The organism is Drancourtella massiliensis, from assembly GCF_016900655.1.
In the GTDB taxonomy this organism is placed as follows: domain Bacteria; phylum Bacillota; class Clostridia; order Lachnospirales; family Lachnospiraceae; genus Sellimonas; species Sellimonas catena.
This window is the reverse complement of the sequence record NZ_JACJKH010000015.1, coordinates 21,700-45,126: the sequence shown is the minus strand read 5'-3', so window position 1 is coordinate 45,126 and position 23,427 is coordinate 21,700. Positions and strand designations below refer to the sequence as shown.

Below are 23,427 nucleotides of genomic sequence, written 5' to 3'. Positions count from 1 at the left end.
TATGAAAGATTGGAAGGAAAAAGGCATGCAGGGAGTATTCTTCCTTGCTGCCTGTGCTTCCGTTTTAGCGGTAGCACTGATTTGTATTTTCTTGTTCGCAAATGGTATCCCGGCCATGTCAGAGATCGGAATCTTTGATTTCCTGCTTGGGGAAGAGTGGAGACCGAGCAATAATATTTACGGCATTCTTCCGATGATCATGGGAAGTATTTATGTAACAGCGGGAGCCATCGTGATTGGTGTGCCGATTGGTATTTTTACATCCGTATTTATGGCACATTACTGTCCGAAAAAGATTTATCCGTTTTTAAAATCAGCGACAGAGCTTCTGGCAGGAATTCCGTCTGTTGTATACGGTTTCTTTGGTCTGGTTGTGATCGTACCGATGATCAGAAATTATACTGCAGCACAGGGAATAGGCGGAAACGGACAGACGATGCTGACAGCATCCATTATTCTTGGAATTATGATTCTGCCGACCATCATCGGGGTTACAGAATCCGCGATGAGAAGTGTGCCGGATCAGTATTATGAGGGATCTCTCGCGCTTGGAGCAACAAAGGAGAGAACGATCTTCCGTATCGTAATCCCGGCTGCCAAATCCGGTGTGATCGCCGGTATTGTCCTCGGTATCGGACGTGCGATCGGTGAGACGATGGCGGTTATCATGGTAGCAGGAAACCAGCCGAGAATGCCGCAGGGTATTCTGGAAGGTGTGCGTACAATGACAACAAACATCGTAATGGAGATGGGATATGCAGCAGATCTTCACAGAGAAGCACTGATTGCGACAGCAGTTGTGCTGTTTGTATTCATTCTCATCATTAACGCATGTGTATCATTATTGAACAGGAGGAGCGAAAATGACTAAAGGCAGAAAAATAGAAAGTATCATATTGCGGGTACTGATTTATGCAGCAGCCGCGGTCACATTTGCAGTACTTTTGTTCCTCCTTGCGTATATTCTGATCAACGGAGTTCCGAATCTGAAGCCGTCACTGTTTTCACTGGAATATAATACGGAAAATGCATCTTTGATGCCGGCCCTGATCAATACTGTCATCATGACGTTGCTGTCACTGGTGATCGCGATTCCGTTTGGAATCTTTTCCGCGATTTTCCTGGTGGAATATGCGAAAAAAGGAAACAGGTTTGTCGGAATCATCCGTCTGACAACCGAGACATTACAGGGAATTCCATCCATCGTATACGGACTTTTCGGTATGCTGTTTTTCGTTACGGCTCTCGGATGGGGATATTCCATTCTGGCAGGTGCGTTCACCATGTCCATCATGATCCTGCCTCTGATTATGAGAACGACAGAAGAAGCATTAAAAGCAGTACCTGATACATACAGGGAAGGAAGCTTTGGACTTGGTGCAGGAAAGCTCCGTACAATTTTCAGAATTGTACTTCCGGCAGCGGTTCCTGGAATCATGGCAGGAGTGATCCTGGCAATCGGAAGAATTATGGGAGAAACTGCGGCGCTCATGTACACGGCAGGAACGGTACCGGATATTGCGGCAACACCGATGTCTTCCGGACGTACGCTGGCTGTTCACATGTACAACCTGTCAAGTGAAGGTCTTTACATGGATCAGGCATACGCGACGGCAGTTATCTTATTGGTAGTGGTAGTAGCAATGAATGCATTATCTGCATTTGCGGCCAGAAAACTTACAAAGGGGACACGGTAATGGGTAAAATAGATATTAAAGATATGGACTTGTTTTACGGTTCTTTCCAGGCGCTGAAAAACGTCAACCTGGAAATTGAGCCGAATAAGATTACAGCGTTCATCGGACCTAGTGGATGTGGAAAATCCACACTTCTGAAGTCCTTGAACAGAATGAACGATCTGGTAGAAGGATGTCGGATTGACGGAAAAATTCTTCTGGATGGACAGGATATTTACGCAAAATCAATGGATGTCAACACACTTCGGAAGCGTGTCGGAATGGTATTCCAGAAACCGAACCCGTTCCCGATGAGCATCTATGATAACGTGGCTTACGGACCACGTACACACGGAATCCGTTCCAAAGCAAAACTGGATGAGATTGTAGAGCGTTCTTTAAGAAACGCGGCAATCTGGGATGAAGTAAAAGACAGACTGAAAAAAAGCGCCCTTGGCATGTCCGGAGGACAGCAGCAGAGACTTTGTATCGCAAGAGCGCTGGCAGTAGAACCGGAAGTGCTTCTGATGGATGAACCGACCTCCGCGCTGGACCCGATTTCTACTTCCAAGATTGAAGACCTTGCAGCAGATCTGAAAAAAGATTATACTATTGTTATGGTAACACATAACATGCAGCAGGCAGTACGAATTTCCGATAATACAGCATTTTTCCTGCTTGGAGAAATGATTGAGTACAATAATACGGAAAAATTATTCTCTATACCATCAGATAAGAGAACAGAAGATTATATCACAGGGAGGTTCGGCTAAATATGAGAAACAAATTCGATATGCAGCTTGACTCATTAAAAGAGCAGCTCACAACAATGGGCGAGCTCTGCGAGGTCGCAATCACAAAAGCGACAGAAGCGATTCTGGAAGGAAAAGAAGAGCAGGCCAGAGAAGTGATTCTGGCTGACGAGGAGATCGACCAGGCGGAAAAAGACATTGAGAGACTTTGTCTGAGACTGCTCCTTCAGCAGCAGCCGGTGGCGAAGGATCTACGCCAGATTTCAGCGGCTCTGAAGATGATTACGGATATGGAACGTATCGGAGATCAGGCTTCCGATATCGCAGAGATTCTGCTTTCCACAGATCTGAAAGTGGAAAAAAACAATAAAGACATTGGCGTGATGGCACAGGCAGCGGCTAAAATGGTCAGAGAAAGTGTTCGTGCATACGTAGAACAGAATATGATGCTGGCCAAAAAGGTTATGACCGCGGATGATGAAGTAGACAGACTTTTTGACAAGATCAGACAGGAAATCATCGATTATATTGCCAAAGAAGGCGGCGATGGAGGCGAAGCAGCAGTAGATCTTATCATGGTTGCAAAATATCTGGAAAGAATCGGAGACCATGCAACCAATATTGCAGAATGGGTAGAGTTTTCCATCACCGGAAATCACCGCATTGCCACAGAAGTTCATGAAAACAGAAATTCAGGAGAAACGAAATGATTTTTTGTGTAGAAGACGACAGGAATATTAGAGAACTGGTAGTATACACATTATCAAGTACAGGCATGGAAGCGGAAGGATTTGAAGACGGCGAAGTGTTTTTTAAAGCTTTGGCAGAACGGCTGCCAGAGCTTATTTTACTTGATATTATGCTGCCGGGAGAGGATGGCATGGCCATTCTCAAAAAGCTGAAAAACAATAAAAAGACGAAAGACATTCCGGTCATCATGGTGACGGCGAAAGGAACAGAGTACGACAAGGTTTCAGGGCTTGACGCCGGTGCGGATGATTATGTGACAAAACCGTTTGGAATGATGGAACTTGTTTCCAGAATCAAGGCGGTCCTGCGGCGCACGAAGAAAAAAGAAGAGATCGAAGTACTCAAGGCAGGCCCGATTGTACTGAATGAAAAGAAGCATGAGGTCCTTGTAGACGGAGCACATGTCAGCCTGACGCTGAAAGAATACGAGATGCTCAAGAGACTGATGCACAATAAAGGAATTGTCCTTACACGGGACCGGCTTCTTGAGGAAATCTGGGGATATGATTTCGACGGCGAGACACGTACAGTTGACGTACATATCCGGACGCTGCGCCAGAAGCTTGGAAAAGCGGGAGAGGAAATCGAGACTGTACGCGGTGTCGGTTACCGGATCACGGAGGACCAGGAGGAAGTATGAGAAACAAGATCCAGAGAAATATGGTGTTTGTCATTGTTCTGACGCTCCTGACATCATATGCATTTATTATCGGGATTGTCTACAACCAGACATACCGGATCATGCAGCAGGACGCAAGGCAGGAGGCTTCCTACATCAAGGAAGCCATCAATCTGCTGGGAAGTGATTATCTGCAGGAAATGGATGATGTCAATAGCGACACGAGGGTAACACAGATCGACCAGAACGGGAAAGTACTGTATGATTCCCACGGAATTGACAGCAAGGACGAGAATCATGCCCGGCGAAAAGAAGTCATGGAAGCACTTGAGAATGGAACAGGACAGGACAAAAGGGTCTCAGAGACGGTAGGGCAGGAGCTGTTTTATTATGCCACGCTTCTCGATGACGGGACGGTTCTTCGTGTCGCGAAGTCCATGGACGGCGTAAGCAGTACGGCAGTAAGGATTCTTCCTTACATGTTCGGCATCGGTCTGATCCTTGTGATTGTTGCGTGGAGACTTTCCAAGTGGGTGGCAAACCGGCTCGTTCAGCCGATTAATGAGCTGGATCTGGAACATCCGATCGATAACGATGTATACGAAGAGCTGACGCCGCTTCTGCTCAGCATGGAAAACCAGAAGAAAGAAAAAGAGAAAAATGAGCAGATGCGTAAAGAGTTTTCGGCCAATGTTTCCCATGAGCTGAAAACTCCGCTGACATCCATATCAGGTTATGCGGAGATTATGAAAAGCGGGCTTGTAAAGCAGGAGGATGTGCCGGGATTTGCCGAACGCATTTATAAAGAGGCAAGCCGTCTGATTGTGCTTGTGGAGGATATCATCAAGCTTTCCAAACTGGATGAAGGCGGTGTGGGACTGGAAAAAGAAAAAGTCGATCTCTACAGTATCTGCGAGGACGTTCTGATCCGTCTGGAAAATATGGCCAAACGTCATCATGTTTCGATGGAACTGAGCGGGGAGAAAGTGGAATATGAAGGAGTTTACCGGGTTCTGGATGAGATGGTCTGGAATCTGTGTGAAAATGCAGTCAAATATAATAAGCCGGGCGGACATGTACATGTCTGGGTCGGCAATACATTAAGCGGCCCGAAGATTATTGTGAAAGATACCGGAATCGGAATTCCGAAAGAAGAACAGGAACGGATCTTCGAACGCTTCTACCGTGTGGATAAGAGCCACTCCAAGGAGACGGGAGGTACAGGACTTGGCCTGTCCATCGTCAAGCATGGAGCGGTCATCCATAACATTCAAATCCGGACTGACAGTGAGGTTGGAAAAGGAACCGCGATTACTCTTTCCTTTTCAAAAGGCAATTCAGCGTCAGCGACTGAAGAGCAGTAAAGCCGATCCCGGCCAGAACCATGCCGATGACCGGATGAACCAGGATTGCATATCCCAGACCGTGCAGGACGGAAAACAGGATGAGATAACAGAAACAGCTGAATCCGGTTCCTGTGAAAAATTTCTTTCCAATTGCCAAGAATCATGGAAAAACTTGTAACGCCCCCGTTTACGATCTCGTTTGGTACGGTAATAAAGGCATATGCTCCGGTAATCAGAAAATTGCCCAGAATGATTTTCAGACAGCGTGCTATGCTTTGACGTGTAACTGACAGTTTCATAACTTTTTCTTCCATTCTTCAAAAATAGTACGGTAGCGGGAAGCAAACATACTTCCCTTTTGCCATATGAGAGTAAAATCATGTGTGATAGAGAAATTTTCCGGCGTGACGTCAAACAGTATGCCGTTTTTCAGCTCTTCTTCAGCAGCGGAACGGTACAAAAATGTAATGCCAAGACCGGCTGAGACAACCGCTTTCAATGCCGGAATATTCCCGATTTCGGAAACACCGGAAAAATCGTGAATGGAAAGATTACGGGCTTCCAGATGTTTTTCAAGGATCTCCCTTGTACCGGATCCGGGCTCCCGGACAATCAGCTTCTGATCAAGAAGCTCCGAAAGAGAGCGGGGACGGAAGTCTTCAAAAAGCGGGGTTCCTGCAACGGCAATATACGGTTCCGAGGAAAACGTCAGATAGTCATACTGGGTCTTGTCAAAATAGCCTTCTACGATCGCAAAATCAATCTCTCCGTCCGAGATGCGGTCGAGGAGTTCGTGAGTGTTTGCCGTGATCATGGTCAGGACAGTATCCGGATGCCGTGTCTGGTATTCGATCAGAAAACGCGGCATGACATATTCACCGATTGTAAGAGTCGCGCCAAAGATCAGGGCCGGCTTTTTTTTCTGCATGGAAAGGAGCTGCTCTTTCAGATAGACCTGGTCATGGCTCAATGTCGTAAAGGCGTGGAGCAGATATTCCCCGGCCTCGGTCAGAACCGGCTTTTTTCCCTGAAATGTAAAAAGACGGGTCTGATAGTATTCCTCAATATAGCGGATATGCTGCGAGACGGCAGGCTGCGTGATATGAAGCGCCTCGGCGGCTTTTGTAAAATTCATGTATTTACAGACTTCCAAAAATGTATAAATACGAAAATCTAGCATAAGAATGCCTCCTTTTCCTAATCATAACATATGTTTATGCATAAATAAATATATATAATTTTTCATGATTCATTTCCTTTGATATGATACTTCCAGAAATAAAAAGAGAGGAGATAACCATGAAAACAATTCAGGAAACTTATAAAGGTATTTTGTTCTGTCTGCTGATCTCCATTCCGGCGTTTTTGCTTGGAAAACAGTTTGAGGTAGTCGGCGGGCCGGTGTTTGCGATTCTGATCGGGATGTGTCTTGCCCTGATAGTGAAAAGGAGCGAGCCCCTTCAGCCGGGGATCAAATTTACATCCAAAAAGATTTTACAGTACGCGGTGATTCTGCTTGGATTCGGCATGAATCTGACGGATATTCTGGAGAAAGGACGCCAGTCTCTTCCAATTATCATTGCGACGATCTCCACCTCACTTGTGATTGCCTTTGTGCTTCACAAGGTCATGCGGATTCCATCCAAAATCTCGACGCTGGTCGGGGTGGGGTCCAGTATCTGCGGCGGTTCGGCCATTGCGGCGACGGCACCGGTCATTGATGCGGACGATGAGGAGATTGCCCAGTCGATCTCTGTTATTTTTCTCTTCAATGTGATCGCGGCGCTGATCTTTCCGAAACTCGGAGCCGTTCTGGGACTGAGCAATGAGGGGTTCGGTCTTTTTGCCGGAACGGCGGTCAATGACACCTCTTCCGTGACGGCGGCGGCAGCGGCATGGGATGGAATTCACGGCAGCAATACGCTGGATGCGGCGACGATTGTCAAATTGACAAGGACTCTTGCGATCATTCCAATCACACTGGTTCTCTCCATCTGGCAGATGCGAAAGGCAAAGAAAAACGGAGAGCAGGCAGGCGGAACCTTTGATCTGAAAAAGATCTTTCCGTTTTTTATCCTGTTTTTCGTGCTCGCTTCTATCATTACAACAGTATTTTCCCTTCCGGTGACAGTGACTGCACCGATTAAAGAGCTGAGTAAGTTCTTTATTATTATGGCAATGGCGGCCATCGGGTTTAATACGAATCTGGTGAAGCTGGTCAAGACAGGCGGGAAACCGATTTTCATGGGACTTTGCTGCTGGATCGGAATAGCGGGAGTGAGCCTTCTGATACAGCATTTTCTGGGAATCTGGTAAATGCGTAAAAGAAAACTTCGGAGCATATACTATAAGAACAATAGATGCTCCGGAGTTTTTTTATGTCTTTTCAGAAAAAAGCATGGAAGAAATACATCCTTTTTGCCGCGGCAGCCTGTTTCCTGCTGTCGGGCGGAATCTGGTATGTAAAAGAATACACCACTGTCGGAAACAGCGTAAACGGTCATGAAATGCCGGTCTGTTCTGTGGAGACGGATGAAAAACAGGCGGCCCTGACCTTTGAGACAGCCTGGGGAGACAAAAAGACCGGGGAGATCCTGGACATATTAAAAGAAGAGAAGATACGCGCCACCTTTTTTGTGACTGCCGGATGGATGCGGGAGCATCCGGATCTGGTCGGAAGAATGAAAGCGGAAGGACATGACATCGGAACGATGGGAGTCAGCCATGAAAATCTGTCGGAACAGACATCCGCGGAAATCAGGGCAGAACTGCAGGAAGCAGAACATACCGCTAAAGAGGAAGGGATTTCCATGGAACTTTTCCGCCCTCCCTATGGACGATACAGCGACACACTGATCCGGACTGCCGCGGAGGAAGGGTTTTTTACGATCTGCTGGTCAATCGATTCCCGGGACTGGAAAAACTATGGGAAAAGAAGTCTGATCAAGGAAGTGGTCGAAAGTGAAGAGCTCCGGAATGGAGCCATTATCCGTCTGAACAGCGAAGCAAAATTTACAAAAGATGCATTAAAAGAACTGATCGAAAACATAGAGGAAAAGTCATATGAGATTGTTCCGGTTTCGGAGATGATACTAAGAGACAATTATCACATGGATGTAAAAGGAAGACAGATCCCAAGGATGACATAAAATGCCGCTTTTCTTCATACAATACCAGAAAACAACAGGAGGAATTTGTGCAGATGCATTTTGTAAAAATGGAGGGATGCGGCAATGATTATATCTACGTGGATCAGGAAAAAGAGCAGATCGTAAATCCGCAGACCCTGGCGAGAAAAATCAGTGACCGCCATTTTGGCGTTGGAGCGGACGGAATGATTCTGATCTGTCCGTCCGATATGGCAGACTGCCGGATGGAAATGTATAATGCGGATGGGTCCAGAGGGAAAATGTGTGGAAACGGTGTCCGCTGTGTGGCAAAATATCTCTATGATTATAAAAAGATACGAAAAGAGGAGATTGCGGTAGAGACCGACAGTGGAATCCATACGGTCCGGATTCTGGAAGATTCCGGAAAGGCTACAGTGGCCATGGGCACCCCGGTTATTGAGGAGGAGCCTTACGTGATCTCGATGGAAGGACAGAAGACGGAGATGATGATTGTCTCCATGGGAAATCCCCATGCAGTCATTTTCATGGAGCCGGAGGAGGGAAGCTGGAAAACATGGAATATGAAAAAGGCGGAAGCTGTCAGTACCCATTCGGACTTTCCGGACGGGATTAATGTAGAGCTGGTGCAGGTATATTCCGAGACCGGTATGAAAATCCGCGTATGGGAGAGAGGAAGTAAGGAGACCCTTTCCTGCGGAAGCGGAGCCTGTGCCGCGGCAGCGGCGGCCATCCGGAGCGGAAGAACAAAACAGAAAGTGAATATTGAAATGCCGGGAGGTATGATGGAAGTGGAATGGGACAGTGACGGGCAGATGTATCTGACGGGAGGATGCCGTTTTGTATGTGAAGGGGAGTACCCCGGAAGTGTCGGATAGATAAAAAATAAGCGTAGTACGAAATTGTACTACGGATCTGAAAAATCTCCTTTACGTGTTTCGTGAAATGTGTTATGATAGACGCGGCATGAGTTTAATACACTAAAGAAATAAAGAGAAGGAGACAGGGTATGTTTAAAATTAATGAAAATTATCTGAAACTTCCAGGAAGCTATCTCTTTTCAAATATTGCAAAAAAGGTAGCGGCATATACCGAAGCAAATCCGGACAAATCTATCATTCGGCTTGGAATCGGTGACGTGACACAGCCGCTGGCACCGGCGATTATCGATGCGCTTCACAGCGCGGTGGATGAAATGGCGCACGCAGAGACATTCCACGGATATGCCCCGGATCTTGGATACGAGTTCCTGAGAAGTGCAATGGCAAAGAATGATTATGAGGCAAGAGGCTGTGAGATCTACGCAGACGAAATCTTTATCTCCGACGGAGCAAAGGGAGATTCCGGAAACATTCAGGAGATCTTTGACCAGGACAATAAAATCGCTGTCTGCGATCCGGTATACCCGGTATATGTGGATACGAACGTCATGGCAGGACGTACCGGTACCTATGATCCGAAGTCCGAAATCTGGAGCGATGTGATCTACATGCCGTGTACGGCAGAAAACGGATTTGTGCCGGAGCTTCCAAAGGAAGTGCCGGATCTGATTTATCTGTGCTTCCCGAACAATCCGACAGGATCTGCCATCACAAAAGACCAGCTTCAGGTGTGGGTAGATTACGCAAATAAAAACGGATCCGTCATCATTTATGATGCAGCATACGAGGCATATATTTCCGAGGAAAACGTACCGCACACGATTTACGAGTGTGAAGGCGCAAGAACCTGTGCCATCGAGCTTCGCAGCTTTTCCAAAAATGCCGGATTTACAGGAGTGCGTCTCGGCGCAACAGTGATCCCGAAGGATCTCAAATGCGGCGACGTGATGCTTCACTCCCTTTGGGCAAGACGTCACGGAACCAAGTACAACGGGGCTCCGTACATCGTACAGAAAGCAGGAGAAGCAGTGTATTCCGAGGCAGGAAAAGCACAGTTAAAAGAGCAGATTGCCTACTACATGAGAAACGCAAAGACAATCTATGACGGGCTGAAAGACGCAGGCTATACTGTATCCGGAGGCGTAAATTCGCCGTATATCTGGCTGAAGACACCGGACAACATGACGTCCTGGGAGTTCTTTGATTATCTGCTTGCACAGGCAGGCGTTGTAGGAACACCGGGATCCGGATTCGGACCAAGCGGAGAAGGATATTTCCGTCTGACTGCATTCGGTACTTACGAAAATACAAAGGCGGCAGTAGAGAGGATCAAAAATCTGTAGGACGCTCCGGAAAGCGAAAAAGCAGGCCGAAAGAATCAGGTGAAAAATAAAAGCATCAAAAAAGGACATCTCCGAAAAACGGGGATGTCCTTTCAGGTGACAAGAAGCTGAAGTTCTGTGATGTGTTCATCCGGGTCCGCAGACTGATGGATATCAACCCAGAGCAGCTCAAGAAACCATGGCCCGGCCGTAAGTCCATGCTCCTGGGCGTAGGAGAGCAGTTTCGGGATGCCTTCGGCATTGTGGACGGTGCTTCCATGGTAGCTGTAGGAAAGATAACGTCCTTCCGGCAAGGTATCCGGACCGTCCTCGGCAATGAGAAATACTCCCTCGTAGCCAGTGTAATTTCCTTCCCTGGCAGATGCGGCAGGCAGCAAAGAACCGATATGATTGCTGCCGATAATATAGAGAGTGTCCTGGGACTGGTTAAACAGCTGTTTCATCAGTACATCCATCTCTTCGTCCTTCTGATAACCAGAGTGAAGAATATGGCAGGACCGCGCCGGAAGCCATTTTTCCGTGACGGTCTCAAGAGGCTGATCCTCCGCCTTCCGGATCGTTGCAAGGCGCTCCTGCACATTAGACTGAAGCTTCGTAAGGTCTGTGATTTTCAGGCGGATCGCATCCAGCTCATCCCGGAGCAGCTGTTCCGTCGTATGAATACTCCGGTCATTTAAATATTCCCGGATCCGCTCCATGGGAAATCCAAGCCCCCTAAGATCCCGGATCACATTCAGACGCCAGATATCATTGAGACGATAGAGGCGGTATCCGTTTTCACCGCGCTTCGGTGTCAGGAGACCAAGCTCCTCATAGTAACGCAGTGTGTCCACACTGATCTGATACAGCTTTGAGATTTCTCCGATTTTAAAATACTGTTTCATAAGCGCCTCCTGAAAAACCATTGTTGTTCGTATTATATCAGGGTTTGGAAGAAGGTGGAAGAGAAAATGAAAAAAAGTGTTGACAATCAAAATTTTTTTGATATAATAGTCTTGTTCGCTGATAAAACAGTGACACGGCAAATGCTGATGCGGATTGGTGTAATGGCAGCACAGCAGACTCTGACTCTGTTAGTAGAGGTTCGAGTCCTCTATCCGTAGTTATCGGAGTGTGGCTCAGCTTGGTAGAGCGCTACGTTCGGGACGTAGAGGCCGCAGGTTCAAATCCTGTCACTCCGATCACCGGAAAAACTCAATTTTTGCCGATGAAAACAACATATATTAAAAACGCTTTGAAAGACAGAAAGCAGCGATGCGGATTGGTGTAATGGCAGCACAGCAGACTCTGACTCTGTTAGTAGAGGTTCGAGTCCTCTATCCGTAGCTTTCGGAGTGTGGCTCAGCTTGGTAGAGCGCTACGTTCGGGACGTAGAGGCCGCAGGTTCAAATCCTGTCACTCCGATTTTTTTATTAGATACCGTAAAGCCTTAATATCAGGGTTTTACGGTGTTTTTATTTTTTGCGAAAATATAACTGAATTTCTAAAAAGGTTTTGTCAATACTTATCCAATGAAGTAATTTTTAAAAAGAATGATCCAGTCGGAAAGGGCTGCATCCGGTCCGTACTCGTGGCTCTGGCATGAGTATAGTACGGTTCTTAAATCAATGCGGCGCCAGTTAAAAAACTCCCTTTGCCTGTAGACGGGCAGGGGAGTTTTTTGATGAATGACTTTTTAAAGATCTCCTAAAAGAGCTTATCAGACAGAGCAGGAGGCGGAAGTGAAAATAACTGAGATGAGAGATAAAAAGACACTATGAGCGAAATGAAGGACAAAATAGGATAACCTTCTTGTTAAACTGCTGATTTTATTGTAAAAATAAAGAAACTTGATTGTAAAATTTTTATAAAAGGAGATTGATGAGATGAGCACAAAAAGGATGAAGAAGATTGTGGCAGCTGCCATTGTAACAGCAACTGTATGCGGAATGATGGCGGGATGTACGTCGAAAGAAGAAAAAATTGAAGTGAATGCGTCCACTTCTCCATACGAAGATATGGTGGATTATTTTGAGCAGGAAGGACTCATTTTGGAGGACTGCGAACCGGTAGATATCAATGAAACACCAGGATATCTCACAGACAATACGAATGGACAGTTTACTGAGACGAAAGTGGCGGATAAAGCATATGATTATGATGGACTCTGGCTGTTCTGGTGGGATCCGGAAAACAAGACGGATCTATATGAAAACTATGAGTCTATGGCTGCCAACCAAGGAACGATAGTCCTTGCCGGAGGCGCTGCGGTCCTTGAGACGGAAGCGGTAAACGGAACTTACGCAATTGCATTTTCAGAGGATTATGAAAAGAAACAGGATGCGGTTAAAGTGTTTGAAATGATAGAAAACGAATAACAGTTCAATGTGATTTGCACTATTTATATTCTAGTACCAATGCTCTGAAATTAAGAAAAGGTAGGGAAACAATATGGAACGGGTTTTTGGAAAAGACAGGGGCAGCATGGGACGCTTCTTCCGCATGCTGCAGAAGGCAAGACTTCCTTATCTGTGGATTCTTGCATATATTGCCATTACAGCTCTTCTTAGCAATGTAGGAATCAGCGTAACGGAATACACGGCCGAATTATTTGCCGGGAATGTGAATTTTGGTACCGTGATTCTTCCGTTTTTGGCTTTTACATTACTATCCCAGCTGATCAATTCGGTCAGCAAGATTATGAGTAACTTGTGTGTTGCGCGAATTGACCGTAATATCAGGAAAATGATCTGGAGTAAGACCGTCAGGCTGCCGCTTCGATATTACGAAAAAAATAAGCCCAAAGAAATGATTTCCCGTATTACAACGGATATCACGGCAATCAGTCAGTTAATCATGCAAGTATTTGTTGCGATTCTCACTTCCGCATATACGCTGGTCATTACGCTGGGAAAAATCGGATCCTACGACCAGAAGCTGATGATTGCTCTGATCGCGGTTCTTCCGCTGAATTTAGTCATTGCATTCGTCATGGGAAAGATGAAGTTCGGAGTGCTGGATCTGGTAAATCAAAAAAATGCAGAGCTGACACAGACGATTGCAGAAAAAACCAATAATCTTCTTCTCGTCAAATCTTACGGAAAAGAAGAAAAAGAACTTCAGACAGGGCGGGAGAAGATGAACGGGTTCTATAAAAGTTCGATTCTGAATGCGTGGCTGGGATTCGCAACTCCGATGTATGCATTGGTGGGAGCTATGCAGTTTATTGTGATCGTGATGGTAGGCCGAAGCTTTTATTCATCCGGCGCATTGACTCTTACCCAATGGATTGCCTATTATGGATTCGCGGTGAATATCGTTAATCAGCTCAGCACGTACTGTGTATATTGGACAACCTTCAAGGGTTCCCAGGGAGCGACCAGAAGAGTAGCTCAGATTATGGAAGAAATGGAAGAAGACGTAGAAGCCGGCGAGCATGTGGAACGTCTCAGCGGCGATATTGAATTAAAAGAGGTTGATTTTTCTTATGAAGAGAAACTTATATTCGATAAACTCAATCTGAAGATCCCTGCAGGGCGCGTGACGGCGCTTATCGGACCGTCAGGAAGCGGAAAGACGACCCTTCTGAATCTGGTGGAACGTATGTATCCGGTTTCGGGAGGCAAGATTTTATTTGGGGGCAAAGATACCGCACGGTATTCGCTCAAGAGCTTCCGAAGCGAGATTTCATACATAACACAGGAAAGTACATTGTTTGCGGGAACGATCCGCGACAATATCCTGTTCGGCATTAAAAGAGAGGTGACGGATGAAGAACTGGAAAAAGCATGTACGGACGCAGAAATCATGGATTTTATCAGGGAACAGCCGGAGGGCTTCCAGACGGATGTAGGCGAGCAGGGCGACAAACTTTCCGGCGGACAGAAACAGCGGATTGCTTTTGCGAGGGCGCTTCTAAAACAATCGGATTATCTGTTTATGGATGAGGCGACCGCGGCTATGGACATCCGGGGAAAAGATCAGGTATGGAAGAGTGTGAAACGGCATATGGAAGGTAAAACCGTGCTTATGGTTGCCCACGACAGACAGACCGTACAGAAAGCAGATTATATCATAGTAATGCATAACGGAAGGATTATCTGTCAGGGAGAACCGGAGGAAGTATATGCCGAGAATACATATTACCGAGAATTAATAGGAAGTGAGGGACAGGGCAGATGAAAAACAACAAACATGTAATATCGTTTTTTCTGAACTTTTACAGAAGGCTTTCGATCCCCTGGTGGCTCTACCTGATTGCATTCGGAAGCGGCGTGGTTTATGCCGAGATCGGAATGAGAGTATCGGAGTATCTGGTCCGTGTGAACAAGGGGGAACTATATAATTCTGTTATTTTAGGCTATGTGTTTTTTACGATTTTTAATGCGTTGCTGGGATTTTTGCGGCCGCTTGTGCAAGAGTATGCCAATCAAAAAGTGATCCTGCGGGTAAGGCTTTCGATGTGGAGGAAGATCCTGCATCTTCCGATGGATCAGTTCGAAAAGGAACAGCCGTCCTCGCTGGTGTCGGCCGTTACGAACGACGTAACTCAGGCAACTCTGGTGATCAGCGGAATATTCTCAGGAGCTGCGTCGTTATTCGGATTTGTCCGCGCCTGTATGATCTTGTATCAATACAATTCGCCTCTCACAGCATACCTTTTGATCTGCATACCGGTTGCGGTGGCAATGTTTATCATCGTCGGCAGGCTGCAGTTTACTATAATGAAAAAGCGCTATGCGGCGTTGAATGAAATGACCACATTTTTCTCCGAACACCTGTCGGCCGGGAAATATGTAAAAGCGCAGGTAATGGAAGAAAAAGAGCTGGAAAGCGGATATGCGGCAATCGATTCACGGTATAAGGCAGATATATACTATGCTTTCATGGAGCAGATTCAGGTTCTGGCCAATTCCCTTTATTCGCTTCTTACGACTGTTGTAATGGCAGTGGGCGGTTCCAGATTGATTAACGCCGGGAAAATGGAATCAACAGGGATTAATATGTTCAGCACCTATATGACGCAGGTGAATCTTTATATGGCGGAGCTTTTGACGGTGTGGCAGAACGTGATGGGCTCAAAAGGCGCACTTGTCCATGTCGGGGATATTCTTGATATGGAAGAGGAACATACAGAAAAAGGTAATTCCTGGACAGAATCAGGGAACAAAGATATTGTATTCAAAAACGTGAACTTTGGATACGGGAACGAAAAAGAAATCCTTCATGACTTTTCCGTTTGCATTCCGGGAGGAAAGACAACGGCAGTGATCGGCGATAATGGTTCCGGAAAATCTACAGTCATGAAACTGATACAGGGATTCTACCAACCTGATTCGGGAGAAATATGGGTTGGAGGAAACAAAATAAGCGAAACGAGTCCCCGGGAATGTCATAAAAAATTTGGCTATGTACTCCAGAACAATCCGCTGATGTCAGGTACAATCCGGGATAACATTCTGTATGGTGCAGAGGGAGAAACGACGGAGAAAGAGATGAAAAAAGCAGCGGAAGAAGCCAGAGCGGATTCTTTTATAGATGCGCTTCCCAACGGATATGATACAACTCTTGGAGAGGCAGGAAACCGTTTGTCAAGCGGTCAGAAACAGAGAATAGCCATTGCCAGGGCATTGATTGCGAAGCCGGATTATCTGATTCTTGACGAGGCAGGGGCGAGTCTGGATCATGACACGTATATGAAAATCTTTCATAGTATCGGGAAAAAGATGGAAGGCAATACGATTGTTTTCATTGCCCATGATATGCGCGAGATTGCAGAAGCAGACTATCTGGTTGTTATGCGTCACGGACGCCTTGAAGCTTGCGGAACCCATGAAGAAGTACTTGCCGTAAGCAGGACTTATCAGGAATATCTGCAGTCTGCGGAGGCATCTTAAAAGAAAGAAGGAATGATTATGAAAAAATTTACGATTGTGTCTTCCCTGCTTTTCGTATTACTGTTTTGTGGGATGGTAGGATATGTGGCGTCGTCTAAAGACTTTATGCCTCCAAAAGAGGAAGAAGCGGCTGTGCCTGAAGAAGAGGATAAAGAAATACCTGTCTGGAATAAGACAGTGGATGAACTTGTCTCATTTCTGGAGGAGAAGGGGCTGATCCATGCGGACACGAAAGTGACGCTCAGTGCGGAAGGCCTGTGTACGCTCGCACTAAAATATGACGGAGCCGAAATATACTGGTGGGATCTGGAAAATCTGGATCCGGAATCTGACGAGTATCAGGCATATGAGAGTCTCAGGACAAAAGGCGAAATCAATTTATATGGAGCCGGTACGATTATTATGCCGAAGAAAAATGGTCCTTTTGCACTTTTATCAACCTATTATGAAGGTGATGTGGAGGCATTAGAAAAAGCGTTTGAAGAATTTGGTCAGGAGAATTGATTGATGAAAATGAAGCTTGTTTTGGTAGAAAGTGATGAAACATTGTGTACAGAACTGAAAGAATTACTGGCGTTTTATAATGTATTTGACATTGTGCATACCTTTGACGGAATCAATGAAGCCAATAAATATATCTGTCTGAACGATGTGGACGCGGTGTTTATCAACATAAAAACAGGAAATCCAAGATATAGCGGGGACGGCTCCTTTCTGGCATACAATCTGTCCCAGATAAAGCCGGATGTCTTGGTGGTGTTGTATTCAGAAGAAAAGTTAGAGGCAGGGCAGGTATTTGACTGCTGCTGCGATGAATATTTTCGGCTTCCGTTCGATAACCGTGTGCTTCAGCGTGTGGTTAAGCGGCTGCAGTATTTGTTTGAGCTGCTCCAATACAAACGGTTATCTGTGAACCGTTCTATGATGATCAAGACGAGAAACGGATATCAGCTCGTGAATATTGATAAGGTTCTTTTTATCGAACGGACGGACCGAAAGAACAAGATGGTGATGGTGGACGGAAAAGAGATGGTCCTTGCCGGATATTCCATGAATGAATTGGAACAGATTCTGGAAGGTTATAATTTTTACCGGTGCTATCAGTCATTTATCGTGAATCTTTCCAAAGTATCTTATGTTCGGGCGGATAATGAATCGAAAAATTTTGCGCTGATTTTCGATGGATATGCAGGGGAAGTTATGGTGAGTCGCGAGAAATATAAGGAAGTACTCCAACTGCTAAAAAGTAAATATGCGAAGCTTACGCTTTAGGAGGAGAAAGATGAAGTCAAAAGTTTTATCGTTTGTCGAATATGATCAGGTGGATATCAGTATGTACAAGAAAGTATTCAAGCTTGATGAGAAGGCGTACAAGAAAGAAATAGATTTTATAAAAAACAAGAACAGCACATGGGAAGAAGCGGGGGAAGTTACGGACGGAGCACTTATTGTATGCGATATGGAATCGGCAAATCCGTTTTTTAACAGAGAGAACGTGAAAATTATGGTAGGACAGGGGTTCTTTCACAAGAAGCTGGAAACGATGTGCATCGGGCTGAAAAAAGGGACGGCCAGTGAGCTGGACATCGACGGAGAGAAAGTGACTGTAACGGTTCGTTCCATTCAGCAAAAAAAGATTCCTGTGATCACGGACGGGATGATAGAAGCTCTTGGAATTGAAGGAGTGAGCAATATAGAACAATATGAGGCTCGTCTGATCCGGGAACAGAAAAAGAAGATTGCAAAAAACGAGGGATACGAAGCAGTCCAATATGTGATAGACAAAGTTTTTGAGGCCAGTACGTTTGATCTTAAGAAGGCGGACTGGAAAGAAATGACAGATCATGAAATTAAGAGATTGAAGACAATTTCCAAAGAACAGGGGTTGAATCTGGAAACCATGACGCCAGAGGAATTTGAAGGAAAGATGCCGTTCTCAAGCTATTATGAATTATTCGCAAGCGTGCAGAACGATTCATGGGACAGACTCTGCGGCTACCTTCTGGGGCGGGAATACGCAGAAAAAAGCGGCGTTGGATATACGATGGAGCAATACCGGGACGATATAGATGAGTACGTGAAATTCTGGCATGAAACGAAAGAAAATGCAGAAAAAATCAATACTTATGAATATTCGGAAATTTTATTTTATGTAAATTATTATTACAATAAGGTAAAAGAATATGTGACAGAGAATTTTTTTAAGGAGGAAAAGTAGATGGCAATTCAATATGCGGATGATGAGAGTTTTAAGGAACAGATTAAGGAAGGATTTGTGATCGTGGATTTCTTTTCCACAACGTGCGTACCCTGTAAAGCCTTTTCACGTATTTTAGAAGAGTTAGACGCGGAACTTCCGTTTATCCATATCGTCAAAGTGAATACTACAGATTATCCGAAGCTTGCCAAAGAGAATCGTATTTTTGGTGTTCCAACCGTTCAATTCTACAAAGACGGTGAAAAGAAGTATGAAAACGTAGGTGTGATGGAAGTGGAAGAGATAAAAAAGAAGATCACAGAATTCATGTATTAAGAGGGAATGGATATGGAAATCGGGGAAAAAATCTATGGATTTGAAGTTAAAGAAAAGAAGTATGTGCGGGAGGTTGAGGGAGATATTATTCAGATGGAGCACCTGTCAACCGGGGCGCAGGTTATCGTCATAGACAATCAGGACGTTAAAAAGAGCTTTTTGATTGGATTTCGGACCATACCAAAGGACAGCACGGGAGTTTTTCATATTCTGGAGCATTCTGTGCTGAACGGTTCCCGCAAATATCCGGATAAAGATACGTTCGTCAATCTGATGAAACATTCCATGGCAGAATTCGTAAATGCAATTACGTATCCGGATCATACAGTATATCCCTTTTGTACAGAGAATGAAAAGGATTTTATGAATCTGGCGGATGTTTATTTAAACGCGGTATTTTGTCCGAATGTTCTTACGGATAAAGAGATCTTTGAACAGGAGGGCTGGCATTTTCAGTGCGAAGACGGAAAAACTCCGGAGATTAATGGCGTTGTTTATAATGAGATGAAAGGTGTCTTTTCATCCCTGGACAGCATATTAGAGGATGAAATATCTAAAGCAATGTTTCCGGAAACGGCTTACCGTTTTGTATCCGGAGGATTTCCGGATACGATTCCTGCTCTATCTTATGAGGAATTTCTGGAATATTACAGGACGTTTTATAATGCGTCCAACTGCTGTATTGTTCTATATGGAAGAATGAATACGGAACAACTGTTTGAGTATATTGATAAAGCTTATCTGGGAAAAATGAAACGCTCAGAACCTGCGAAGCCGGTCATGAGACAGAAACCTGTAAAGGGAATCCGAAAAAAGCTGTATGACAAGGATAAGTTCGGTGATCAGGGGGTGTTTGCGTCATGCACCTATAGTCTGGGAGATTTTGACAACCGGGAACGTATGAATGCAGTCTATATTCTTATGCAGGCGATTATGGGGGAAGACGAAGCACCGATGAAAAAAGGGCTTATTCAGAGTCTTGGAATCCCGGAAATTCAGTATTTTATTATGGATGGTATCAGACAACCCTATCTTGCCATTAAAATAAAGAATACGGACAAAGAAACTGCCGGCCAGTTGAAAACGGTTATCAAGGAACAGGCGGACAGACTTTGCAGAGAAGGAATCAAAGAAGAAGTATTGATTTCGGCAATTAACCGTCTGGAATTTTGGATGAGGGAAAAAGGCGGAAACCAGCCGGAGGGAATAGAATGTGTACTGGATATTGCCGGAGGATGGGCACAGGGAACCGGACCTTGCGAGATGATAGAATTTGAAGAAACATACAGAAAGATGAGGACCCTTGTAAAGGAAAGATACTTTGAAGCACTTCTAAGAGAAACCTTCCTGGAAAATGATTATGAGGCAGAGGTTTTTCTGGAACCTCTTGAAAAGGTCGAAGAGAAGAAGCAAAAAGAAGAGACAGAAGATCTGCCGGCGCTGTCTGTGGATGACCTGTTTCAAAAGAAAGAGGAGCCGCTTACAAGGGTAGAGGAAGAGGAGGGGGTTACATATCTGAAGCAGGAGATCCCTTCAAAAGGAGTGGCATATCAAAGCTGCTATTTTGATATCAGTGAGCTGGAACCGGAGGAAGTTCCTTATGCCAAGCTGTTTTCCGAACTTCTGGGAAGTCTTCCTACAAGAATACACAGTCTGGAAGAATTAGTGATTGAGAAAAATATGTGGCTTGGAAATGTAAGGACTTATCTGGAAGCGTACACCAATGCAGATGATATCCGGCATGTCAGGCTTAAATTTGTGATGGATGTAAGCTGTCTGGAACAGAATCTTCCAAGAGCGGTAAAACTGGGAGAAGAGTTGCTGTATGACACCATTCTGGAGCATCCGGAGATTATTCTGAAAAGGATCAGGCAGAGCCGGATGGAACTGGAGAGGGGATTTGTTACCAGCGGAGACAGTTATGCATCTGGCCGCGTGGCAGCACACTATATGCCGGAAGGAGCGGCAAGGGAACGTTATAACGGAATTCGCTATTATCAGTTCTTGGGAAAACTTCTAAAGAACTTTGACGTGGATCAGGGGCAGATTATCCGGGAGCTTAAGAAAATTCAGAAGAAGCTTTGCAGTAAGTCTAATCTGGTGATGAGCTTTACAGGCACAGAGAAATCTTATACCGGTTTCCGTAAGTTGATAGCAGCTTCGAGGTTCGTCGGTAGTGAAAGAAAAGGGGATCCCGGGTGGTATCAGGATAAATTGCTTCCCGGGAAATCAGAGGCATTCATTATTCCGTCGGAGGTATCCTATGTTGCGCTTGGAGGAATCGGGGAATATACCGGTGAGGATTATCTTCTTGGCAGAATGGTGAGCTTTGATTATCTGTGGGCCAAAATCCGCGCTGAAGGAGGGGCCTACGGATGCCGGATGTCTGTACTCCCAAATCAAAGCTGGATTATGAGCTCCTATCGAGATCCGAACGTAAAAAGGACGATAGAAGTCTTCCAAAGCGCTTCAGGGTGGTTGAAAAATCTTGAATTAGGAGAGCAGGAACTTCTGAATTATAAGATTGGTGCAGTTGCCGGATATGACCGGACTTCTAAAACATATGTACAGGCAAAACGAATGGATTCCTGGTATCTGAGGCAGGAAGAGCCACAGACCAGAGCAAAGATCAGAGAAGGGGTGTTAAAAGCATCGGAAGAAGATTTGAAAAACAGGTATCAGACGATGGAGAGCTTTGCCAAAGAGGGAATTGTCTGTGTTCTTGGAAACAGAACGAAGATTGAAGAGACAGCCGACCAATTTGACAATGTAACAGTACTGATGGAGTAAATCTTAATAGAGAAATGATAAAGATGGAGAAGGAGAATAAGAATATCTGGGAGAAATTCACCGAATCATGGAAGAAGCCGGTCAAAATCAAATGACCGGCTTCCCTGCTTTTGTGCTATACTGAAAACTGTGAGAGAATTAATCTAAAGAAATGGGTGAAACGATGAGAGAAAAGAAAGATATATCTTATACGATTCGCAGATCTGCGGATTTCCCGGTTATTATGATCGGGGAAGGAATTCTGGTGGGAGCCGTTGCCGGAGGCATTGTGCTTTTGTACCGGATCTGCCTGAACTATGCGGGGACATGGATGCGTCAGATCCTGGAGATGTGCAAAGGAGATCCGCTCCGGTCGGCGCTTTGGATCGGAGTGCTTCTTCTGATGGCGGTTGTGACCGGCCTTCTTGTCCGGTGGGAGCCGATGATTTCGGGCAGCGGTATCCCGCAGTTAAAAGGTGAGATGGAAGGAAAGCTGGAACAGCGGTGGTACCGGATTCTTCCGGCGAAATTTCTGGGCGGCTTTCTGGGAATGTTCGGCGGACTTGCCCTTGGTCGGGAGGGCCCGTCCATTCAGCTTGGAGCTATGGCGGGAAAAGGGATCTCCCGTGTTTTAAAACGTGGAAAGACGGAGGAAAAATTCCTTTTGACCTGCGGCGCCAGTGCGGGAATGGCGGCGGCATTTCAGGCTCCTCTTGCAGGCGTCATGTTTACCATGGAAGAGATTCATAAAAACTTCACGGCGCCGGTGTTTATTTCTGCCATGACCTCGGCGGTTGTTGCCGACTATATGACATCTCATGTTCTGGGGATGGATCCGGTGTTTCAGTTTGACATTGCAGGGAATCTGCCTCAGAGATATTACGGACTGCTCATTGTCATGGGACTGGTCTTAGGAGTCTTCGGTGTGTTTTATAACTGGTTTACTTTGAAAGTCCAGAGCCTCTATAAGAAGGCTGCGTTTCTGGGACCGGTCGGGAAAGCAGTGTTCCCGTTCCTGGCTGCCGGGATTCTCGGATTTACGGTACCGGAGATTCTGGGAAACGGACACAGCCTGATCGATACGATGACGCATGAGAGAATGGTGCTGCAGACGTTGATTGTGCTGTTCGTTTTAAGGTTTTTATTTTCAGCAGTCAGTTTCGGCTCCGGGGTCCCGGGCGGGATCTTTTTCCCGATGCTGGTGCTCGGCGCGTTTGCAGGATGCGTTTTCGGGACAGTATGCAATGAAATGTTCGGCGTTCCGGCAGAATATATCAACAATTTCATTCTGCTTGCAATGGCGGGATTTTTTACGGCGGTGGTACGCGCCCCGATGACCGGAATCATTCTGATTTTTGAGCTGACAGGATCGTTGAGCCAGATGCTTTCCCTGTCTGTTGTCACGGTCATTGCATACATAACGGCCATGATGTTAAAGTCAGAGCCGATTTATGAAAGTCTTCTTGCAGGACTTCTGAAAGGGCAAAACGGGCAGATGCCGGAAGAAGGAGGAGAAAAGGTACTGGATTATTATGCGGTGGCAGAAGGTTCTCCTGTTGCCGGATGCATGGTAAAAGAGGTCAGCTGGCCAAAAGCGTGCCTGCTTGTATCGATCCGGCGGGGTGAGAAAGAACTGATCCCGAAAGGAAAAACAAAGATTCAGACCGGGGATGTTATTATCACAATGACCGACGAAGCGCACAACGGCGAAGTGTGTGACCAGATGAAGCAGTTGTGCAGAAACGAGTAAAAGA

At 45.6% G+C, this 23,427-nt stretch carries 21 protein-coding genes and 4 tRNA genes; 23 read left to right on the top strand and 2 right to left on the bottom strand.

The genetic code is table 11. From position 1 onward, the window contains the following. Position 1: 1 nt before the first annotated feature. The 6 genes from pstC to H6A32_RS09440 are packed head-to-tail and all read left to right on the top strand — an operon-like array spanning position 2 to position 5,161. Positions 2-871: a phosphate ABC transporter permease subunit PstC gene (gene pstC / locus H6A32_RS09465; RefSeq protein WP_087167699.1), complete on the top strand. Its 870-nt coding sequence runs from the start codon at positions 2-4 to the stop codon at positions 869-871. Further along, positions 864-1,697: a phosphate ABC transporter permease PstA gene (gene pstA, locus H6A32_RS09460; protein WP_087167698.1), complete on the top strand. Its 834-nt coding sequence runs from the start codon at positions 864-866 to the stop codon at positions 1,695-1,697. Before pstC ends, pstA begins: the two co-directional genes overlap by 8 nt. After that, positions 1,697-2,449, top strand: coding sequence for a phosphate ABC transporter ATP-binding protein PstB (pstB, locus tag H6A32_RS09455; RefSeq protein WP_087167697.1), 753 nt, complete (start codon positions 1,697-1,699; stop codon positions 2,447-2,449). The genes pstA and pstB overlap by 1 nt, the downstream gene beginning before the upstream one ends. 2 nt (positions 2,450-2,451) lie before the next feature. Then, positions 2,452-3,138 carry a phosphate signaling complex protein PhoU gene (gene phoU, locus H6A32_RS09450; protein ID WP_191426561.1) on the top strand — a complete coding sequence of 229 codons (687 nt, stop codon included), beginning with the start codon at positions 2,452-2,454 and terminating at the stop codon, positions 3,136-3,138. Continuing rightward, positions 3,135-3,818: a winged helix-turn-helix domain-containing protein gene (locus H6A32_RS09445; RefSeq protein ID WP_087253422.1), complete on the top strand. Its 684-nt coding sequence runs from the start codon at positions 3,135-3,137 to the stop codon at positions 3,816-3,818. The genes phoU and H6A32_RS09445 overlap by 4 nt, the downstream gene beginning before the upstream one ends. After that, positions 3,815-5,161, top strand: coding sequence for a sensor histidine kinase (locus tag H6A32_RS09440; protein WP_204864221.1), 1,347 nt, complete (start codon positions 3,815-3,817; stop codon positions 5,159-5,161). Before H6A32_RS09445 ends, H6A32_RS09440 begins: the two co-directional genes overlap by 4 nt. Before the next feature lie 277 nt (positions 5,162-5,438). Here H6A32_RS09440 and H6A32_RS09435 read toward each other — a convergent pair whose 3' ends face one another. After that, entirely contained in the window at positions 5,439-6,323 is an 885-nt protein-coding gene (locus tag H6A32_RS09435) for a LysR substrate-binding domain-containing protein (RefSeq protein ID WP_204864220.1), read from the bottom strand. Between the two features lie 119 nt (positions 6,324-6,442). Between H6A32_RS09435 and H6A32_RS09430 the strand changes: the two genes are divergently transcribed. The 4 genes from H6A32_RS09430 (at position 6,443) to H6A32_RS09415 (ending at position 10,495) form a co-directional block, all read left to right on the top strand. Beyond that, positions 6,443-7,459 (top strand): YeiH family protein, encoded by a 1,017-nt coding sequence (locus H6A32_RS09430; protein WP_118636806.1) that lies wholly within the window; start codon positions 6,443-6,445, stop codon positions 7,457-7,459. A gap of 62 nt (positions 7,460-7,521) precedes the next feature. After that, a complete protein-coding gene (locus tag H6A32_RS09425) occupies positions 7,522-8,292 on the top strand; it encodes a polysaccharide deacetylase family protein (RefSeq protein ID WP_171027984.1) in 771 nt (256 codons plus the stop codon). A gap of 53 nt (positions 8,293-8,345) precedes the next feature. Continuing rightward, entirely contained in the window at positions 8,346-9,149 is an 804-nt protein-coding gene (gene dapF / locus H6A32_RS09420; protein ID WP_087167689.1) for a diaminopimelate epimerase, read from the top strand. A gap of 131 nt (positions 9,150-9,280) precedes the next feature. Beyond that, positions 9,281-10,495 (top strand): LL-diaminopimelate aminotransferase, encoded by a 1,215-nt coding sequence (locus tag H6A32_RS09415; RefSeq protein ID WP_087167688.1) that lies wholly within the window; start codon positions 9,281-9,283, stop codon positions 10,493-10,495. Between the two features lie 92 nt (positions 10,496-10,587). Here H6A32_RS09415 and H6A32_RS09410 read toward each other — a convergent pair whose 3' ends face one another. Then, positions 10,588-11,379 carry a MerR family transcriptional regulator gene (locus tag H6A32_RS09410; RefSeq protein ID WP_087167687.1) on the bottom strand — a complete coding sequence of 264 codons (792 nt, stop codon included), beginning with the start codon at positions 11,377-11,379 and terminating at the stop codon, positions 10,588-10,590. 148 nt (positions 11,380-11,527) lie between these two features. On the opposite strand from H6A32_RS09410, the gene H6A32_RS09405 reads away from it, so the two are divergent. From H6A32_RS09405 to H6A32_RS09345, 13 genes are all read left to right on the top strand, one after another. After that, positions 11,528-11,598 (top strand) — tRNA-Gln (locus H6A32_RS09405). A gap of 4 nt (positions 11,599-11,602) precedes the next feature. Next, a tRNA-Pro gene (locus H6A32_RS09400) sits at positions 11,603-11,676 on the top strand. A 74-nt stretch (positions 11,677-11,750) separates the two neighbouring features. Continuing rightward, positions 11,751-11,821, top strand: a tRNA-Gln gene (locus H6A32_RS09395). Positions 11,822-11,825: 4 nt separating this feature from the next. Further along, a tRNA-Pro gene (locus H6A32_RS09390) sits at positions 11,826-11,899 on the top strand. A 461-nt stretch (positions 11,900-12,360) separates the two neighbouring features. Beyond that, the gene (locus tag H6A32_RS09385) at positions 12,361-12,852 is read left to right on the top strand and encodes a hypothetical protein (protein ID WP_087167686.1); all 492 of its coding nucleotides are present in this window, start codon (positions 12,361-12,363) and stop codon (positions 12,850-12,852) included. Between the two features lie 73 nt (positions 12,853-12,925). Beyond that, on the top strand, positions 12,926-14,656 hold the full coding sequence (locus tag H6A32_RS09380; protein ID WP_204864219.1) for an ABC transporter ATP-binding protein: 1,731 nt from the start codon (positions 12,926-12,928) through the stop codon (positions 14,654-14,656). Next, on the top strand, positions 14,653-16,371 hold the full coding sequence (locus H6A32_RS09375) for an ABC transporter ATP-binding protein (RefSeq protein WP_204864218.1): 1,719 nt from the start codon (positions 14,653-14,655) through the stop codon (positions 16,369-16,371). The genes H6A32_RS09380 and H6A32_RS09375 overlap by 4 nt, the downstream gene beginning before the upstream one ends. Positions 16,372-16,389: 18 nt before the next feature. Further along, entirely contained in the window at positions 16,390-16,875 is a 486-nt protein-coding gene (locus tag H6A32_RS09370; protein WP_204864217.1) for a hypothetical protein, read from the top strand. Positions 16,876-16,878: 3 nt separating this feature from the next. Next, positions 16,879-17,643, top strand: a complete 765-nt coding sequence (locus H6A32_RS09365) for a LytR/AlgR family response regulator transcription factor (protein WP_087167682.1) — start codon at positions 16,879-16,881, stop codon at positions 17,641-17,643. A 10-nt stretch (positions 17,644-17,653) separates the two neighbouring features. Beyond that, the gene (locus H6A32_RS09360; RefSeq protein WP_087167681.1) at positions 17,654-18,589 is read left to right on the top strand and encodes a hypothetical protein; all 936 of its coding nucleotides are present in this window, start codon (positions 17,654-17,656) and stop codon (positions 18,587-18,589) included. Next, positions 18,590-18,904 carry a thioredoxin family protein gene (locus H6A32_RS09355; protein WP_087253399.1) on the top strand — a complete coding sequence of 105 codons (315 nt, stop codon included), beginning with the start codon at positions 18,590-18,592 and terminating at the stop codon, positions 18,902-18,904. Positions 18,905-18,916: 12 nt separating this feature from the next. Beyond that, positions 18,917-21,694 carry an insulinase family protein gene (locus H6A32_RS09350; RefSeq protein ID WP_204864216.1) on the top strand — a complete coding sequence of 926 codons (2,778 nt, stop codon included), beginning with the start codon at positions 18,917-18,919 and terminating at the stop codon, positions 21,692-21,694. Positions 21,695-21,845: 151 nt separating this feature from the next. After that, on the top strand, positions 21,846-23,423 hold the full coding sequence (locus H6A32_RS09345) for a ClC family H(+)/Cl(-) exchange transporter (protein WP_346342265.1): 1,578 nt from the start codon (positions 21,846-21,848) through the stop codon (positions 23,421-23,423). The last annotated feature ends 4 nt before the right edge of the window (positions 23,424-23,427 follow it).

Coding starts and splice junctions, on each gene's coding strand:
- H6A32_RS09350 (WP_204864216.1), top strand. CDS start 18,917: ATGGAAATCGGGGAAAAAATCTATGGATTTGAAGTTAAAGAAAAGAAG.
- H6A32_RS09425 (WP_171027984.1), top strand. CDS start 7,522: ATGTCTTTTCAGAAAAAAGCATGGAAGAAATACATCCTTTTTGCCGCG.
- H6A32_RS09375 (WP_204864218.1), top strand. CDS start 14,653: ATGAAAAACAACAAACATGTAATATCGTTTTTTCTGAACTTTTACAGA.
- H6A32_RS09360 (WP_087167681.1), top strand. CDS start 17,654: ATGAAGTCAAAAGTTTTATCGTTTGTCGAATATGATCAGGTGGATATC.
- dapF (WP_087167689.1), top strand. CDS start 8,346: ATGCATTTTGTAAAAATGGAGGGATGCGGCAATGATTATATCTACGTG.
- H6A32_RS09355 (WP_087253399.1), top strand. CDS start 18,590: ATGGCAATTCAATATGCGGATGATGAGAGTTTTAAGGAACAGATTAAG.
- H6A32_RS09410 (WP_087167687.1), bottom strand. CDS start 11,379: ATGAAACAGTATTTTAAAATCGGAGAAATCTCAAAGCTGTATCAGATC.
- H6A32_RS09440 (WP_204864221.1), top strand. CDS start 3,815: ATGAGAAACAAGATCCAGAGAAATATGGTGTTTGTCATTGTTCTGACG.
- H6A32_RS09365 (WP_087167682.1), top strand. CDS start 16,879: ATGAAAATGAAGCTTGTTTTGGTAGAAAGTGATGAAACATTGTGTACA.
- H6A32_RS09385 (WP_087167686.1), top strand. CDS start 12,361: ATGAGCACAAAAAGGATGAAGAAGATTGTGGCAGCTGCCATTGTAACA.
- H6A32_RS09370 (WP_204864217.1), top strand. CDS start 16,390: ATGAAAAAATTTACGATTGTGTCTTCCCTGCTTTTCGTATTACTGTTT.
- H6A32_RS09430 (WP_118636806.1), top strand. CDS start 6,443: ATGAAAACAATTCAGGAAACTTATAAAGGTATTTTGTTCTGTCTGCTG.
- H6A32_RS09415 (WP_087167688.1), top strand. CDS start 9,281: ATGTTTAAAATTAATGAAAATTATCTGAAACTTCCAGGAAGCTATCTC.
- H6A32_RS09445 (WP_087253422.1), top strand. CDS start 3,135: ATGATTTTTTGTGTAGAAGACGACAGGAATATTAGAGAACTGGTAGTA.
- H6A32_RS09435 (WP_204864220.1), bottom strand. CDS start 6,323: ATGCTAGATTTTCGTATTTATACATTTTTGGAAGTCTGTAAATACATG.
- H6A32_RS09380 (WP_204864219.1), top strand. CDS start 12,926: ATGGAACGGGTTTTTGGAAAAGACAGGGGCAGCATGGGACGCTTCTTC.
- pstB (WP_087167697.1), top strand. CDS start 1,697: ATGGGTAAAATAGATATTAAAGATATGGACTTGTTTTACGGTTCTTTC.
- pstA (WP_087167698.1), top strand. CDS start 864: ATGACTAAAGGCAGAAAAATAGAAAGTATCATATTGCGGGTACTGATT.
- phoU (WP_191426561.1), top strand. CDS start 2,452: ATGAGAAACAAATTCGATATGCAGCTTGACTCATTAAAAGAGCAGCTC.
- pstC (WP_087167699.1), top strand. CDS start 2: ATGAAAGATTGGAAGGAAAAAGGCATGCAGGGAGTATTCTTCCTTGCT.
- H6A32_RS09345 (WP_346342265.1), top strand. CDS start 21,846: ATGGGTGAAACGATGAGAGAAAAGAAAGATATATCTTATACGATTCGC.